The sequence below is a fragment of the Enterobacter sp. C6 genome (assembly GCF_008122455.1).
GTDB lineage: Bacteria > Pseudomonadota > Gammaproteobacteria > Enterobacterales > Enterobacteriaceae > Enterobacter > Enterobacter pseudoroggenkampii.
The window spans coordinates 12,037-27,953 of sequence record NZ_QPFW01000197.1; the positions used below are offsets into that span (position 1 = coordinate 12,037).

General features: G+C 49.3%; 17 protein-coding genes and 1 pseudogene. 4 read left to right on the forward strand and 14 right to left on the reverse strand.

The features are described from left to right. Positions 1–4 precede the first annotated feature (4 nt). The gene (gene tam / locus DOU50_RS08320; protein ID WP_148769188.1) at positions 5–763 is read right to left on the reverse strand and encodes a trans-aconitate 2-methyltransferase; all 759 of its coding nucleotides are present in this window, start codon (positions 761–763) and stop codon (positions 5–7) included. A gap of 440 nt (positions 764–1,203) precedes the next feature. On the opposite strand from tam, the gene DOU50_RS08325 reads away from it, so the two are divergent. Beyond that, complete coding sequence (locus tag DOU50_RS08325) at positions 1,204–1,842, forward strand: acyl-homoserine-lactone synthase (RefSeq protein WP_148769181.1); 639 nt, start codon at positions 1,204–1,206, stop codon at positions 1,840–1,842. Positions 1,843–1,856: 14 nt separating this feature from the next. Here DOU50_RS08325 and DOU50_RS08330 read toward each other — a convergent pair whose 3' ends face one another. Both DOU50_RS08330 and DOU50_RS08335 read right to left on the reverse strand, forming a co-directional pair. Next, on the reverse strand, positions 1,857–2,549 hold the full coding sequence (locus DOU50_RS08330) for a helix-turn-helix transcriptional regulator (RefSeq protein WP_148769182.1): 693 nt from the start codon (positions 2,547–2,549) through the stop codon (positions 1,857–1,859). Positions 2,550–2,854: 305 nt separating this feature from the next. After that, the gene (locus DOU50_RS08335; protein ID WP_024908482.1) at positions 2,855–3,439 is read right to left on the reverse strand and encodes an NUDIX domain-containing protein; all 585 of its coding nucleotides are present in this window, start codon (positions 3,437–3,439) and stop codon (positions 2,855–2,857) included. A gap of 86 nt (positions 3,440–3,525) precedes the next feature. Here DOU50_RS08335 and DOU50_RS08340 point away from each other — a divergent pair, with 86 nt between their 5' ends. Continuing rightward, entirely contained in the window at positions 3,526–4,299 is a 774-nt protein-coding gene (locus DOU50_RS08340; RefSeq protein ID WP_148769189.1) for a DeoR/GlpR family DNA-binding transcription regulator, read from the forward strand. Between the two features lie 38 nt (positions 4,300–4,337). Here DOU50_RS08340 and DOU50_RS08345 read toward each other — a convergent pair whose 3' ends face one another. From DOU50_RS08345 to DOU50_RS08360, 4 genes are all read right to left on the reverse strand, one after another. Then, the gene (locus tag DOU50_RS08345; RefSeq protein ID WP_024908484.1) at positions 4,338–4,700 is read right to left on the reverse strand and encodes a DUF4406 domain-containing protein; all 363 of its coding nucleotides are present in this window, start codon (positions 4,698–4,700) and stop codon (positions 4,338–4,340) included. A gap of 137 nt (positions 4,701–4,837) precedes the next feature. Then, positions 4,838–5,209, reverse strand: a complete 372-nt coding sequence (locus DOU50_RS08350; protein ID WP_024908485.1) for a VOC family protein — start codon at positions 5,207–5,209, stop codon at positions 4,838–4,840. Positions 5,210–5,303: 94 nt separating this feature from the next. Continuing rightward, a complete protein-coding gene (locus tag DOU50_RS08355) occupies positions 5,304–5,747 on the reverse strand; it encodes a PACE efflux transporter (RefSeq protein ID WP_024908486.1) in 444 nt (147 codons plus the stop codon). A 74-nt stretch (positions 5,748–5,821) separates the two neighbouring features. After that, a complete protein-coding gene (locus DOU50_RS08360; RefSeq protein WP_148769183.1) occupies positions 5,822–6,784 on the reverse strand; it encodes an NAD-dependent epimerase/dehydratase family protein in 963 nt (320 codons plus the stop codon). Between the two features lie 94 nt (positions 6,785–6,878). Here DOU50_RS08360 and DOU50_RS08365 point away from each other — a divergent pair, with 94 nt between their 5' ends. Beyond that, positions 6,879–7,787 carry a LysR family transcriptional regulator gene (locus tag DOU50_RS08365; protein ID WP_148769184.1) on the forward strand — a complete coding sequence of 303 codons (909 nt, stop codon included), beginning with the start codon at positions 6,879–6,881 and terminating at the stop codon, positions 7,785–7,787. Between the two features lie 275 nt (positions 7,788–8,062). On the opposite strand, the gene DOU50_RS08370 is transcribed toward DOU50_RS08365, so the two are convergent. The 6 genes and pseudogenes from DOU50_RS08370 to DOU50_RS08395 form a co-directional block, all read right to left on the reverse strand. Beyond that, a complete protein-coding gene (locus tag DOU50_RS08370; protein WP_024908517.1) occupies positions 8,063–9,154 on the reverse strand; it encodes an HBL/NHE enterotoxin family protein in 1,092 nt (363 codons plus the stop codon). A gap of 35 nt (positions 9,155–9,189) precedes the next feature. After that, positions 9,190–10,077 carry an HBL/NHE enterotoxin family protein gene (locus tag DOU50_RS08375; protein ID WP_194266137.1) on the reverse strand — a complete coding sequence of 296 codons (888 nt, stop codon included), beginning with the start codon at positions 10,075–10,077 and terminating at the stop codon, positions 9,190–9,192. Between the two features lie 111 nt (positions 10,078–10,188). Continuing rightward, positions 10,189–11,331 (reverse strand): HBL/NHE enterotoxin family protein, encoded by a 1,143-nt coding sequence (locus DOU50_RS08380; protein ID WP_048991623.1) that lies wholly within the window; start codon positions 11,329–11,331, stop codon positions 10,189–10,191. A gap of 245 nt (positions 11,332–11,576) precedes the next feature. Further along, positions 11,577–11,846 (reverse strand): hypothetical protein, encoded by a 270-nt coding sequence (locus DOU50_RS08385; protein WP_024908520.1) that lies wholly within the window; start codon positions 11,844–11,846, stop codon positions 11,577–11,579. 559 nt (positions 11,847–12,405) lie between these two features. Further along, a pseudogene (locus DOU50_RS08390) lies at positions 12,406–12,483 on the reverse strand (recombinase family protein); the annotation flags it as partial. Positions 12,484–12,500: 17 nt separating this feature from the next. Then, on the reverse strand, positions 12,501–12,827 hold the full coding sequence (locus tag DOU50_RS08395) for a Silver-binding protein (RefSeq protein WP_090416922.1): 327 nt from the start codon (positions 12,825–12,827) through the stop codon (positions 12,501–12,503). 301 nt (positions 12,828–13,128) lie between these two features. Here DOU50_RS08395 and DOU50_RS08400 point away from each other — a divergent pair, with 301 nt between their 5' ends. Continuing rightward, positions 13,129–13,590, forward strand: coding sequence for a hypothetical protein (locus tag DOU50_RS08400; RefSeq protein ID WP_228117521.1), 462 nt, complete (start codon positions 13,129–13,131; stop codon positions 13,588–13,590). Positions 13,591–13,634: 44 nt separating this feature from the next. Here DOU50_RS08400 and DOU50_RS08405 read toward each other — a convergent pair. Then, on the reverse strand, positions 13,635–15,917 hold a 2,283-nt coding region (locus tag DOU50_RS08405), incomplete at its 5' end, for a CusA/CzcA family heavy metal efflux RND transporter (protein WP_148769186.1).

Sequence of the window (15,917 nt, forward strand, 5' to 3'; positions counted from 1 at the left end):
CGGATCAGGGCTGGCGTTGAGCCACGATAAACAACCGAGGAAAAGCCAGCAGTATCTGCCCGTTTTCCTGGAGCGGATACTGCTCTTCCAGCAGTTCATGGTAGCGTTTCAGGAAACGTTTCTGCTCGCTCTCGTTCAGTTCCTGGAGCCAGGGGCGCAGGCCGGTGGCGCTTACCCAGTCAATAATGGCCTGATGAGAGCTCATTTTGTGATAATAGGTTGTCCGCCAGATATCCACGTCACAGCCAGCCTCCGACAGAATATCGTAATAAGCATGTATACCCGGCAGAGGTTCGCGGCCACGGTCCGGGTAGTCTTGCTCCAGCGCCACTTCACGCATCGCCACATGGGTGGGTTCCAGCCAGTTATCAGGCATCTGGATCGCCAGCACGCCATTTAACTTAAGCAGGGAGACAAGATGAGGCAGGAGATCGTAATGGTCCGGAACCCATTGCAGCGACGCGTTGGCATAAATCAGGCTCAGCGGCTGGCCAGGCTTGTACTGACGGATATCGGCCTCAACAAAGTGGCAGTCAGGTAAGGCAGCGCGTGCTTCCTCGAGCATAGCAGGGGAGTTATCGACGCCGGTGATGTGAGCAGAAGGCCAGCGATGCTTTAACAGCGCCGTGCTGTTACCTGGACCGCAGCCCAGATCGGCGATAGTAGCGGCTTCATCAAGAGGAATTCTGGCGAGCAACTCGGTTGCTGGACGCGTTCTTTCTGCGCCAAATTGCAGGTAAAGAGAAGGGTTCCAGTCGGCCATCATCAATTCTCCGTCTTACATGATTCAGCAAGAATAGCACAGGCAGATGCCTGTAAAGCGGTACCGACGAGGGTTTTGGGCAGATGAAGTCAGCAGAGTCTGTAAAATGAAGGGGTGGGTGGGAAAAATAAGCAATCGGAAATATTACCCCTTAAAAGATTAAGGGGCAATGTTTTTATTGTAATTACTTTATGATTATTGTTTTTTATTATTTTATCGGCAAAGTGCTTCTTATGCTCTGTACCCGAAACTTTAAATATTAGATAATCATCGATGGGTATATCCCTGGTGTTTCGTAGGTCTTTGACCTCCTGACCGCTTAGTTTTGCGAGAACTTCGTGGTCAGGTACTTTTTAAGTATAGGGAATATGCGGCACAATGAAAGCTGTCCTAAAAGACAGGTAATGATAGTTTCAGGTGTTATTATCAGGAACAAGAGCATGATTTCTGTCATTGAATTTTTTTTACACGACTACGATGATTTACCACCAGCACTAGCGCACGAACTCTACCGACTCAGAAGAAAAACCTTTCGGGACCGACTCGACTGGAAAGTGGAATGCGTCGAAGGGATGGAAAAGGATCAATTTGATTCCCATAACACGACATACTTACTGGGTATGTATGATGGACAGCTGTTATGCGGCGCGCGATTTATTAACTCAACGCAGCCGACAATGATAAGCGAAATCTTTCACAATTATTTCGATAATCCCATTGTTTTTCCAGCCGATGTTCCCTGCTGTGAAGTGAGTCGTTTATTTTTAGATAAAGAAACACGAGACTCTGCAAGCTTGCAGGGTGTGCCCGCCAGTAAAGCATTGTTTCTTGCAATGAATATTTATTGCATAAAGAATAAATATCACGGAATGTACGCAGTAGCCAGTCGCGGTATGTATGCCATATTTCGGCATGCGAACTGGAAAGTTGAAGTTATTCAGCGCGGTGTTTCTGAAAAAGGGGAGGTTATTTACTATATTTATATGCCTGCCAGCACCCGCATTATTGAAGATATTATTAGTAAAGACAAATCCAGCCACTGGCTTCGCGAAATGCTCTGGCATTTACGCTATCTATAACCAGTGTCTGAGGGTCAGTCGTCCAGTAACCGGAGTTCTGTTCCAAGCTTTATTGCATGTCTGGCATTATTCACACCGAGTTTTTTCATTATATTGCCCATATGGAATTTAACGGTGCGTTCAGCAATAGATAAAATAACAGAAATTTCTGCATAGGTTTTTCCGGCGCTGACCCATTTGAGGATTTGTCGCTCACGTGGCGACAAGAACACATTCTTTTTCTGCTGATGCTGACTATACAGATTGAGTGTTTTCTGATGTAACTGAACAAGGAAGCGTAGAAATTGCGGCCGAAATTTCTCTATGTCAATACCAGAATGCTTAGGACTGATGACGGATAAGACAACAAGATTATTCAGATAGTCATGTAGAGGAAAAGTCTGCCCCTGGTATATATCATACTGAACGCTTTCGTCGAAAATGCGTGTCAGGTTATAACCATCCGAAAGGACGACATCGCTTTCCCAGAAAAAGTCTTCAACACAGCGCAAAGCCCGAATAATGACAGGGTCAATGAACTGATATTTTCTTTCAAGGTAGATATTAAACCACTCAGGACTGTTATTGAGTATCCTCATCTGTGAAGGATCTTTCTTGTTCATAATAGCATAGGCAAAGACGATCCCTTTGAAGTCCTCAAAAAACGCGTCCAGCTCACTCTGAATTAGCGTATTGATCGTTATGTCGTTGTAATATGTATCCTTCACGTGAGTTGCTGCCTCCTGTTCGAGTGGAGGAGCAAGTATAATATGCTTCGTTATCTGTAGCGAGTCGCATTTTAATCCAATCAACAGATAAGACAGGCTACCTCTGCAGGCAGCCTTGTGAACGTTTGGCATTTTTGAATGGTAAATGCAGATGACTCAGGGAAATGTTTATGATTTTATCGAATTTCGAAATCGTTCACTAAATATAGTAGGCTGCAAAATTTAGGAGGTTTCCCGCATTCCATCCGCGTAACGGACAAGCGCACCAACTCATGCGCCTTCAAATCAGGATTCAAACCAGTAGGTTAAAGAATACCTTTAAGGGCCACATGATAAAGCAGCATGATGGTTTTCCCGTCGACGATTTTTCCCGTCTCAATGCCGCGTAATGCCTCTTCAAGCGTCATTTCCAGCACGTCGATATCTTCTCCTTCCGCCTTGATCCCACCGCCAGCGCCGGTTCTGTCTCTCGGCTGGTACTCGGCAAGGTAAAAATAGAGCTTTTCCGTAACGGAGCCCGGGCTCATATAGGCTTCGAAAATTTTCTGCACGCGTGAAACGTGAAATCCGGTCTCTTCTTCCGCTTCTGCTTTGATGCGGCTCTCGGGATCCATGTTGTCCAGCAACCCTGCAGCGGCTTCAATTAGATTGTCCTCATGGCCGTTGATAAAGACGGGGAAGCGGAACTGGCGAGTCAGGATCACCGTCTTTTTATCACGGTTGTAGAGCAAAATCGTCGCGCCGTTGCCACGGTCATAGACTTCCCGCTGCTGCCGCTGCCATTCGCCATCACGTCGCTGCAGGTCGAAGGTATATTTTTTAAGGACGTACCAGTTATCTGACAGTGTTTCACTGTTAATGATGCGCACATCTGCACGTTTCGATTGCACGTTTGTTCCTCCTTACGTAGAGTAATTATCATAAACAGCATTATCGTGCATTTACAAGATAAAACATGCAATTTCAGGAATTCATGATGCTCACCAGTCAACGAAAACAATTGATCCTCGAAAAGCTCGGCGCCGAAGGTCAGGTCCAGTCAAAAGCGCTCAGCATTCTCTTTGACGTCTCTGAAGACACCATCCGGCGCGATCTGCGCGAGCTGGCGGCAGAAGGGCGCTTGCAGCGGGTTCACGGTGGCGCGCTGCCGTCATCTTCCGCAATTGCTCCGTTTGCTGAACGGCAATCCGTGAAAATGGATGCGAAAAAAAGAGTGGCCCGCAAAGGCGCGCAGCTGATTTCATCAGGCCAGGTGGTGATCGTCGATGGTGGTACGACAACGTCGGAGCTGATTACGTTTCTCCCTCCCGAGCTTCGTATCACTGTGGTGACGCACAGCCCGAGCATTGCCCTGGGGCTTGTCGATCATCCGTCCATTGAGGTGATTCTGATCGGCGGTCGCTTGTATAAACACTCTATCGTTGCGGTCGGCGCTGCGGCCATCGAAGGCATCGAAAATATTCATGCAGACCTGTTCTTTATGGGCGTGACCGGGATCCATCCTGAAGCTGGATTAACGACCGGTGATTTCGAAGAGGCGTGCATCAAACGTGCATTTTCCGGCAGAGCCGCGGAGACTGTTGTTCTGGCTTCTCCGGAAAAGATCAACACAGCGTCTTCGTTTGTGATTGGTGATGTGTCATCGGTGAATACCATCGTCGTGGAAGACAATACCGATAAGGGCTGGATCCGCGCAGTATCAGAAAAGGGGGTATCCGTCGTGTTAACCTCAGAGCGTGATACTGTCTGACAGCCAGCCTGAGAGCACAGCCTGGCTGTCGGTTTTCCTTAAGCCTCAGGAATGTCCTCAAGCGCGGTATAAACCCTGAGGCCGTATTTTCTGGCGACCTCAATGTCCATATCGGCACCTTTAGATGCACCGGCGATACGATAAATTGCATCGCATTTAGCTATGAGCCGGTGAGCAACGGGGTAGAGCATCGCTTCGCTGATTTCATCACCAACGGTTTTCGAGCCCGCGGCCTTTGCCAACGGCAAAGCAAGCCATTCACCTATGATCGGAATGTGACCACGCTGGTAAACGGCTAATGCTGCGCTTTCGAGACGCGCCAGATTCTCATCAATGCGCGCCTGAACGCCGTCGGTTCCGCTGCGGTAGGGGCCGGCAATTAGAATCAACTGTTGTGTCATAAATACCTCTGTCAGTGTTATTGCATGAAGTTGCACGATTACAGCCCATACCTTACGGGATTAATGTGGCTTAATGAAGCACTTTCGTGCATAAGCGTGCAAATAGACGCATGACAGATATTTAATGACATCTGACGCTACAGACTTTGCGGCGCATGGCACACCGCCTCGATATTATGACCATCAGGCGAGATGACAAACGCGGCATAGTAATTTTCACCGTATGACCTCAACCCCGGCCCGCCGTTATCACGTCCGCCGGCGCGCAGTGCAGCATGGTAAAAATCATCAACCTGCTGACGCGTATTGGCCACAAACGCCAGATGCAGAGGCGCGGGTTTGTCATTTGTATGGAAAAGGCAAAGTGAAACATCGCCGGAACTCATTTCTACACCATACTCCGGCGTGCCTTCATCGATGAGTTCTACACCAAGCGGGCGAAGCGCCTCGAGGAAGAAGGTTTTACTTTTTTCATAATCGCTGACGCCGAATTTCACATGATCAAACATTATCGACTCCTGAAAAGAGATAGAGAAATGAAGAGTATAGGAGGTGAGTGGAGTCGAAGATGATCAAAGGCGTGTCAATGTGACTGATATCTCGCTACATAACAGACCGTTTACGTCCAACAAACGTCCAGCGCAGATAGTCGTAAAGCCAGTTAAACAGCATCGTGTATGGCAGGAAAAACAGTACAAGACCAATCTCAACAAAAAATGCCTCAGTCATTGTAAGATTCAGCATAATCATCGCGACAGGCATTAAGGTTATGATGAGTCCCGCTTCAAAACCTACCGCATGGATCGCACGAATGAGAAATGTTCTTTCAAACTGGTATTTTTTCTGCAGGGAATCAAAGAGCTTATTAAAAATAAAATTCCAGACCGTTGCGGTAAGTGCGGATATGACGGACAACGTGCCTGACTGAAGTACAGACACATTCATCAGCCAGGCAAGTGACAGGGCGATAATAACGTTGGCCGTCACCTCAAAAATGACAGCATGGAAGATTCTCTCTTTAACACTTTTATTTAATTCAATTTCCATTTGATTAGGGCTGCGTTTTTCAAAAGCTTAAGTATATCAGACATCTTTCAACTCTTTCTAAACAGCAGGTTATGTTAAATACAGCCCAAACCAACTAATGTGGAATGTACGGCCTCATTAAGAGGGGTCTGCGGTTCATGTCCTAAAAAGGCAATCAGTTTTGAATTATCCATCTCTATTGTCTGCTCCCAAAGATAGCGCATCTCCCGCATTTCATGCAGCGTAGCGTTAAAGGGACTCACCGCAGAGATAAGCCACCAGGGAAACGATTTCACTTTCGCCTTTATACCGGCACGCTCCACGACGAGCTTTATGGCGGCGGTCATCGCTGTCCCATCAGGATCCCAATGCCCGCGCATATGGAAACTGGCAAACGGTTCGAGCTCATCCCGACGCGCCAACAGTGCTGCGAGCGTTTCGGCGACATCCGGCAGATAAGCCCACTGGTGGCCTACGCCGGTTTTCCCGGGGTTTTTAATGACCCGCGGTGGATGCCCCGGTTTGACCAGTCCCTGTGAAAACCAGTTGTTGCCAGCATGGGGACCAAAAAAGTCTCCAGCCCGCAAAATCAGCACCTTTCCGCCACGCTGTGCATAGGCTGCGAGTTCCTGCTCCATTTGCACGCGTATGGCGCCTTTTCGGGTAACCGGATCCTGAGGGGAATCCTCGCGTAAGAGGGGAAAAGCATCCGGACCGTAGTTATAAATCGTGCCCGGCAGAACGATTAATGCACCGTTTCTCTCCGCTGCATTGAGGGTGTTATGCAGCATGGGCAAAACGAGCTGTTCCCAGTTTCGATAACCCGGCGGGTTAACGGCATGGACAATCACGCTGCATTCTGACGCCGCCGCCTCAACCTGTTCAGCATTCAGCGCATCTCCGCTTATCCACGAAATGCTATTGTTGCGATCGGCATTTTGCGGAGTGCAGCGGCGCAATGCACGCACATCCCATTCGTCCCGGATCAATTTACGGGCTATTTCGCCACCGATCCCACCCGTTGCGCCCAGTATTAGTACCTTATTTGTGCTTTTCATCGTCTGACCCTTATTGGATATCTGCTTGACATCTTAATGACCGCACGGGCTAAATGTAATTGCATAATATAAGCCAGCAGGTATGCATTTTTGTATGAAGCTAAATATCCCATGGGAATGGTATCGCACATTTTTGGCCGTAATGAGGGAAGGGTCTCTGTCAGGGGCCGCACGCAGGCTTGCCATTACCCAGCCAACCGCCGGACGTCATATTGCAGCACTGGAATCGGCCCTCGGCCTTGTTTTATTTACACGTTCACAGACAGGATTGCAGGCCACGGACGCAGCCGTCGAGCTGAAGGGCCATGCACAAGCGATGGAAAATACGGCCATGATGATTGAGCGGTCGGCTGCCAGCTTCAGCTCCGGCGCAGCCGGATTACGAGGCGTGGTGCGCGTTGCCGCAAGTGAAATCATCGGCACTGAGGTTCTGCCTCCAGTGATTGCACAAATAAAGGAGGCATACCCGCAAATAACCGTTGAGCTGGTTCTGTCTAATCGCGTTCAGGATTTACTGAACCGGGAAGCGGATATTGCTGTACGCATGACCACACCGGTGCAGGAGCAACTGATTGCTCGTCGGATGGGCAGGATTGAAATAGGTCTGCATGCCGCGCCAGCCTATGTGTCACGACATGGAGCACCGGAAAGTATTGATGCGTTATTCACCCATACGCTTGTGGGTTTCGATAATATGACGCCCTTTATTTTACAAGCACTTAAACAGTACCCACAGCTAAACCGCGAGCTGTTTACCGTGCGAACCGACAGCGATATTGCACAATTAAACCTCATACGTGCCGGAGCAGGTATCGGTATGTGCCAGGTGCATCTGGCCGATTTTTCTCCGCCGTTACAGAGGATAATGCCTGATTTCTTTGCATTTCATCTCGACACCTGGCTGGTGATGCATGAAGATTTACGCCACAGCCAGGCCTGTAAAACGGTGTTTGATTTTCTTGCAGAGGGTTTACAGGCTTATATCAACAGGGAAAAACGGTAAGTAAACCTGGGAAGAACAGTACCGTTAAGCCGGCATGCGCTGGACGCGCTGTGAGATAGCCGGCGAAGACGCTTTCAGAAGCCAGGCCAACGATGTCCGAAAAATGCCAGATTTTCCCTGATTCCATATTGGTGCGCATAATGTATATTATGTTAAATCATGTTGATTATTAACTTACGCTGTTTTGTACCACCCACCTTCAACCAACGGTGCTGACGCTATACCTGTTCTAAAAAGCTTTTCTGCCCGGCGGTTGCCGGGCAGCTCCTCGCCTGTCATGCACTCGACTTCAGTTCATTTGCGGGAACAGTATTAAAAGGCAGCGGCCCTAACTGCATCACGCTTCCCGCCTGCTCGCCTAGCTGTTGCCACTGGCGTTTCATCGCGCTCAGCCTCAGTGCCAGATACCCTTTTGAACTCTGCTGCAGGTCGGCCAGCGTTTGCTGGTAGCTATCAGCAACGGTCTGCCATCCGTTGACCAGCAGCTTAGCGGCATCAATGGCAGACTGAGAAAGTCTTTCACTGGCCGTCAACTGGTTATAAACCGTGTCAAAAACAGCCACTTCCAATTCAAGCCCGACGAGATTGGTCAACGTTGTGCTGTACTCTTTTTGCGCTTTGACGATATCGGCAGAGCTTATGGTCATCGCCAGCGTTCCGCCCGCGACCAGGGTAATACCTGCAGCCAGAAGCGTTTGCGTTGCCCCACCGGTTTCGATAATTGTTGTGGCCGCAATGACAATCATGCCGATCCCTATAATGTCGCTCACCGCTCCCGCCGAAATCTGCACAATATCTGCATCCATCTGTTTATTCAGATCGTTTAGCTTCTGCCGAAGTGCCGATATTTCCCCTTTATCACCGGTAATTTGCGTCTGCACGGTTTCTTTAGCCTCTTTAAATGTGCTCTGACTGCTGTTGATCCCATTCACATAAACCTGGACGTTATCGACAAACACCCCCGTGGAAGTGACGTTTTTCTGAGCAAGAAAAAGCAGCTGCTGGATGCCCTGCTGGATATAAGGAAGCTGACTTTTATCCCCCATGTCATATTTTTGTGCCGCCGGAAGAAGTGCATCGACATAAGCCCCCACCTGATTCGAAAAATTACGCACATTCACCAGAGAAGAAATGGCCGCCGGATTAATCGAGGACAACCATTCCTGCGCCTGATCGCGCGCAATAGCCTGCTGTGCAGGAAGATCAGGTAAAATATCTAAATGAATGTTGGGTTGACATAATACAGTGCTCGCATAAGTCTGTTGAGCAATCGATGAAGCACCAATGCCCTGAATACCTGTCATTAAGGTATTGGTTGATGATGATTCAGTATCATTTTTCACAGCTGCAATGGCTTGCATGATCATAATGAAAACCTCAAAGTCGTTAATTGGTTTTTGCCTTACTGCAATTGCTCAACGGTGCGCATCACTTCCTGCCAGTTCGCCTGCACGGTATTAACCGAGACGATAAGAAAATCCGCAGTCACCTGTTGTTGGGTGACCTCCGACAGCTCGGCCGTCACGGTTTGCCAACCATATTGAAGAGATTGTGTCAGGCCACACAAAATAGCGGTTCCTTTGGTCAATGCGTTCAGTGCATCACTGGTGGCGCCGAGCTGTCCTATTTCCTGATAAAGCCTCTCCGTTTCCTGTTGCGCCTGGCCAATCGCCCGCTCTGTGCTTTGCACATAGCCTGTTAATTCCATAATGGCGGCGCCAATCCCAAGAGTAAAAATGCCGATGATAATTTCCATCCTCTTTTTACTTTCAAGCTCAGCATTCAGCGCATTCAGCTGAGCGTTAAGAGCCTCTAATCTTGCCCGATCGGCAGCTAATAAATGTTGCGCCTTTTGCTGATCGGCTAGTAATTTCCTTGAGTCCGACGTAATGTCATTATTAAAGGAAATAACAACTTCATTGAAATTATTCAGAGAGGCGGATAGCGGCGCGCTGTCGGAGAGTAATTGCTTAATCTGCCCCTGAGCTTTTGCGAGATATTCCTGTCCGTCAGGACCATTTAATTCAGAACGGATGTTAGCAACCGTAGAATCCAGCGCGTCTCCAAACCTGATAACGTCGGAATACAACGAATCCATTTTCACCACAATGTCAGACAGATAATAATTCGCATGATTGTGGACGGAGACAATATTTTCATTCAGGTCGGAGATCTGCGGATCGTTAATGGGCGGAAGCTGTTCTAATTGTTGTGCGACCTGCTTCATCTGTTGACGCACATTTTGTTGAGCCGCTAATGCCTGAGTAAAGCTGACTTTTAATGCTGGCATACTCTGAACCTTAGACATGGGTCTTTTATTGGCATCATCGTGAAACGATGCGTCCGGTTTTTCTGTTAAAACAATCAGACCCTCACGGGCCTGATTGATGATTGATGAACGCTATGCAGCAGCCAGCCGTGCAAACGTCGCCGTTGGATTAGGTAACAGGATCCCACCGCTGGTAACCGAAGCGTTGCTGACAGGTAAAGAACCATAATCCAGGAGTTTACGGGCATGATTGCCAACGTCATCCCAGTCCGCTTTCGCCGCATTGAGTTGCGCGATCAGGAAATAACCTAAATCGGGGGTCGCGCTGGTCAGCGCAGACTGGAAGACAATAAAGTCCTGTTCTAGCGTCTGCCAACCTGCCAGTAAAGAACCCGCGGCCTGAACCGCAGCGGATGCCTGGCCTGAAAGGTTCTGAACAATCGTATTCACGTTTTTGGTGGCAGAATACTGTTGTTGTAGTTTTGTTCTGGTCGTAATGGCCGTGCTGAGCGCACTGGTTTGCTTGGCATAGTCAACTCCCCCGGCAATGGCAACACCAGCACCGGCTCCAACGACCACCAATCCACCGACAATCAGTGCGGTACTGACGCCTGCGGTCGCAATTTCCGCCAGTGCCCCCACGGCAATCATTAATCCCCCTACCACTGCGGCGGTTGAACCCGCTGCAATCATAGTCAAGTCTTTACTCATGGCGGAATTAATAGCGTCGATTTGTTTCCCCAGTGCGGCAATTTGCCCGTCTTTACCGGCTAATGCCGCCTCTGCCGTCGAAAAATCACTGGCGAAATTGCGGGCATCTTCGGCAAGCGTGGTCTGGAACCCCCCCACTGAATTAACCACGGTATGCGTAGCGGTTTGTTTTTGAGCGACCAACGCCTGAAGTTGCTGAACACCCAGTTTAAAAGTATTAATTGATGCTGTGTCCGAAGGGTTTTGCTGTATTTTTACCGCCAGCTTAACCAAAGGATCATAATAGGAATCAAAATTGTTAGAGAAGCTCACAATATCCGTATTGGTTGAGATCATTTGCGGCTGTATGACATCACGCCAGGATGTGGCATGGTCTCTGGCCTTTGCCTGATGTTCCGGTAGATCGGGTAATATATCAGGCAGAGAGAGATCGGCCTGTGTTAAAATGGTGCCGACATAGTTTTGAATAATCACAGCTGCCGTGGTTGAGGCATCAGCACTCGCTTTCATGTTATTACTGTTAATCGACGGATTAGTGCCGGCCTGTAGAATATGATTTAGCATTATTAAATACCCTTTCTGTTACTAAGATCGCAGTGAACTCTTAGAACTCAGTTAAATATAAAACATATTGACCGTGGCTAATCAGGTCATTTCATACCAAGGAAATCGTGTTTTAAGCTCACGACTTCTTTCAATAAGTGGATTAAAGCAAAGCCAAGTTAATAAAAAGCACTTATTTACGAAAAGACCGTCAAAGCCTGGAATGTTTTCCTAAATCACGCATTGACACAGTATTGATTGAAAGTTCAGATTCGGGTGATCCCGACAATATGCGGAGCCCCCTGCAAAGGCTGGAAGATTTCAACAATAGACTCCCACACCACTAAAGCAGGCGGAATTGAAGCAAGGCACTTGAAGCGATAATTTGTCCCGGCCACTAACTGCGTTGAGACGGCCTGCGGCTCATACGTTACACCAACAAATCCCGCCATGGCTTCTTTAAATACCTGCCAATCTTTTTCGGTCAACGTATGATAAGCCGTCCAGCCACCAACAATAGTCTCTTGATTCGACATGATATTGCCTCGATATTAGTCATCCTACTCATTTGGCTTTTCGGAGTTCGCCCCATCTATTTTGAAATGGTTTCTGGAATCCATTTATTTCCATACATATTTGTAAAGAAAAAAACCACCAGCTTCAATCTGGCAGAAGCTGCTTGTGATATATTTTATATTTTAGCCAGTGCAATAACTGGCAATCAGAACGTTCTTAAATATGAGTGGTGCAATCACTTCCCGCAACTGACTTTAATAATACGGAATTTCATTTTACTGCACCATGGGTTACATGGTGTAATGTGCCACTTTATAACATGAGTAAAGTATCAGTGATGGTTTTTTCATCTTAATCCAGAGTAATACCTCAAGTGATTAATTATTATCAGAATAAACACCCCCTCCCCCAGAAAAAGGCAAAGAAAAATCGCTTTTGTTTTAAATTAACAATTAAGCAATTGTTAATGGTTAGTTTACTTATTAATCAAAGCTTAATTGTATAAATATTTTAAATTTTGATTTCTAGGCCTTTTTTCGGCTGAAATAAAAAACCCGCAAAGTCACCTGCGGGTTTTCAAATTGCCGTGCCGCCCATTTTCGCGACCACATGCAGACGGTACACTTCAGCAGGATCGATGGAGGGTTTACGGCCTCGAGAGGCTAAGCAGCGGATTAATTCTCTGTCATCTGGCGACGATGTTGTTGCGCCTGCTGCTGATGGCTGACCGAAGACTGGCCGTTATTCGCCGTCTCGTGTGCAATCGCCGCTTTCTCGTGTTCATTCATCGCGGAAAACGACGTCGCTGTTTCGTTAGTACCGCATGGACGGGTTTTGATCATCTCCTTATGCATTTCCGCCATGCCCTGGCTCGAATCCGATGTGTTGCTTTGCATCATGTTATGGGGCAGTGCTGCCTGTTTGTTGCTGTTTGTCTCTGCCGCCCAGCTGGATGCAGAAACCGCCAGGAGGGCAATAACAGATAAAAGGGTCTTTTTCATAACGGTATCTCCGAAGTTAAAGCGCCCAACAGTTGGAGGCCTTCTTTATAATGAATTATAAAAACCGGCTACTGTTTATCGCATGACTGGCGAGTGACATTTCTGTCACTCTATGAGCTTATTCCCTACCCTATTCCGGCACTCAAGGAATGAGAGATACAAAACGTTGATTATTCAAATAATTAGAAATTTATCCCGTCACCTGCAACACTGTAACGAGGTGGCTACCAGCATAAGCAATGCCTCCCCGACACAGTTGCAACAGCTAAAGACTCAGTTGGCTGAAGAAATGGGCAAACCTGTGGGTTTACACACCATGGGTATTCCGGCGGCAATCAGTACTCTCGGGGTGATTGTCAGTTTCGCTATTCCTCAGCTGTGGCTGGGGTATGGCGTACTCGCCGAACTCGACCAGCCAGCGGGACACGTATTCGTCTGGGTTGTCCTGATCGCCCTTCTGTTCGCTGGCCTTAACGGCGTGACGATGTTTATGATTGGCAAAGGCAGCATGCGCGCCGTGCGGTTACACCTTACGCTGGCGGTGATAAGCCTGGTATTAACGGCAGCCTATCTGCTGGTCGCGCTGAGCGGTAGCGCTGCTCCGGGCGTCAGTCTGACCGCGGCGCTAGTGAGTACCGTCATGCTACTGCTTAGCGGCAGCTGTATCCTTTCCACCGCCTTCTATAAGATGCTGCTGTTTACTCTGCATAATCGTGCCTGGCGCAAGCTTCTCAGCCAGACGCGTGCTAAAACAGCGCGCTAAGCGTTCATCCCGTAAAAAAAAACCGCCATCACTGGCGGTTTTTTTTATGGCTTTTTATGCCTGCGCAACCAAATTAACTTATACGCCGCAGGAATAATAAACAGCGATAGCAGCGGAGCCGTGATCATCCCGCCAATCATGGGCGCCGCTATCCGGCTCATGACTTCTGACCCGGCACCGGTACCCCACAGAATGGGCAGCAGACCGGCAATAATCACCGCGACGGTCATCGCCTTTGGCCGCACGCGCAGCACCGCGCCATGATAAAGAGCGTCATCTAGCCCCTGTTCGGTGAACGTTTCCCGATGGGATAACGCCGGGTGCGCTTCAATGGCATGACGCAAATACATCAGCATGACCACCCCAAATTCTGCCGCTACCCCGGCCAGAGCGATAAAACCGGTGCCGGTTGCCACAGACATATGGAAGCCCTGCCAGTAGAGGAACCATATTCCTCCGACCAGGGCGAACGGCAAGCTCATCAGGATCAGCAACGCTTCATCCACGCGACGGAACGCCAGATACAGCAGAATGAAGATGATCATCACCGTCATCGGCACCATCAGCTTCAGTTTCTTGTTGGCGTGTTCGAGCAGTTCAAACTGTCCGGAGAATGAGACGCTGGTACCCGGTCTCAGCTTTACGTTCTGACTGATAGCCATTTTAATGTCGTTCACCACCGACACCATATCCCTGCCGCGGGCATCGATATAAATCCAGCTCGCAGGTCGGGCATTCTCCGTTTTTAGCATCGTGGGGCCGGAAACCACGTTGATATCCGCCACATCGCCCAGCGTGATCTGCTGTTTCATCGGCGTGAGGACAGGCATCTGCTTCAACGCGCTCGGGCTGTTCCGGTAGTCCTGAGGATAGCGAATATTAATCGGGTATCGGGCGACGCCTTCCACCGTTTCACCCACCGTCGCCCCGCCGATGGCCGAGGCGACAAAGAGCTGCACATCACCCACCGTCATCCCGTAGCGGGAGGCTTTTTCCCGGTTGATATCGACATCAATGTAGCTCCCGCCCTCCAGACGTTCAGCCAGGGCAGACACCACGCCCGGCACCGTTTTGGCTACCGCCTCGATGCTCTGCGCCGTGGCGTCAATATCCGACAGAACGGTACCTGACACTTTGATACCGATGGGGCTTTTGATCCCAGTGGAAAGCATATCGATGCGGTTACGAATGGGCGGAACCCAGAGGTTCGCCAGGCCCGGCAAACGAACGGTCTTGTCTAGCTCATCAACGATCTTGTCAATCGTCATGCCGGGCCGCCACTGATCCTCAGGCTTGAGCTGAATGGTGGTTTCCACCATTTCGAGCGGCGCGGAATCCGTTGCCGTTTCGGCCTTGCCGGTTTTGCCAAACACCGAGGCCACTTCAGGCACGGTTTTGATGAGTTTGTCCGTGGTCTGTAACAGCGCGGCAGCTTCAGCCGGAGAGACGCCCGGCAATGTTGACGGCATATACAGCAGGTCACCTTCATTTATCTTTGGCAGGAACTCGCCGCCCACCTGGCTCAGGGGCCAGATCACCGTGAAGATGGATAAGGCCGCAGCCAGCAGCGTTGTTTTAGGCCAGTGGAGCACACGAATCAGTAGCGGATGATAGGCTTTAATCAGTAGCCTGTTCAATGGGTTACTGGTCTCTGCGGGGATTTTACCCCGGATCCAGAATCCCATCAGGATGGGGATAACAATGATGGCCAGCGCGGCCGCGCCCGCCATGGAGTACGTTTTTGTGAAGGCCAGCGGACCAAACAGCCGCCCTTCCTGACCCTCAAGGTTAAAGATAGGAATGAAGGATAAGGTGATAATCAGCAGGCTGATAAACAGCGCGGGGCCAACCTCGACAGAGGCGTTGGTGATCACCTTCCAGCGCGTGGCGTTATCAATCTGCTCTCCCGGATGCTGGTGATCCCACTCTTCCAGCCGTTTGTGCGCGTTTTCAATCATCACGATAGCGGCATCCACCATCGCGCCGACGGCAATGGCAATGCCTCCCAGCGACATGATATTGGCGTTCAGTCCCTGGAAATGCATGACGATAAAGGCAATACACAGGCCAAGCGGCAGAGAGATAATCGCCACCAGCGCCGAGCGAACGTGCCACAGGAACAGGGCGCAGACGATGGCCACCACGATAAACTCTTCGAGCAGCTTGGAACTCAGGTTGTCGATTGCCCGATCGATGAGCTGGCTGCGATCGTAGGTAGTCACAATCTCAACACCTTCCGGCAGGCTGGCCTTCAGCGTCTCCAGCTTATCTTTCACCGCCGTAATGACCTCGCGCGCGTTTTTACCCGAACGCAGGATCACCACGCC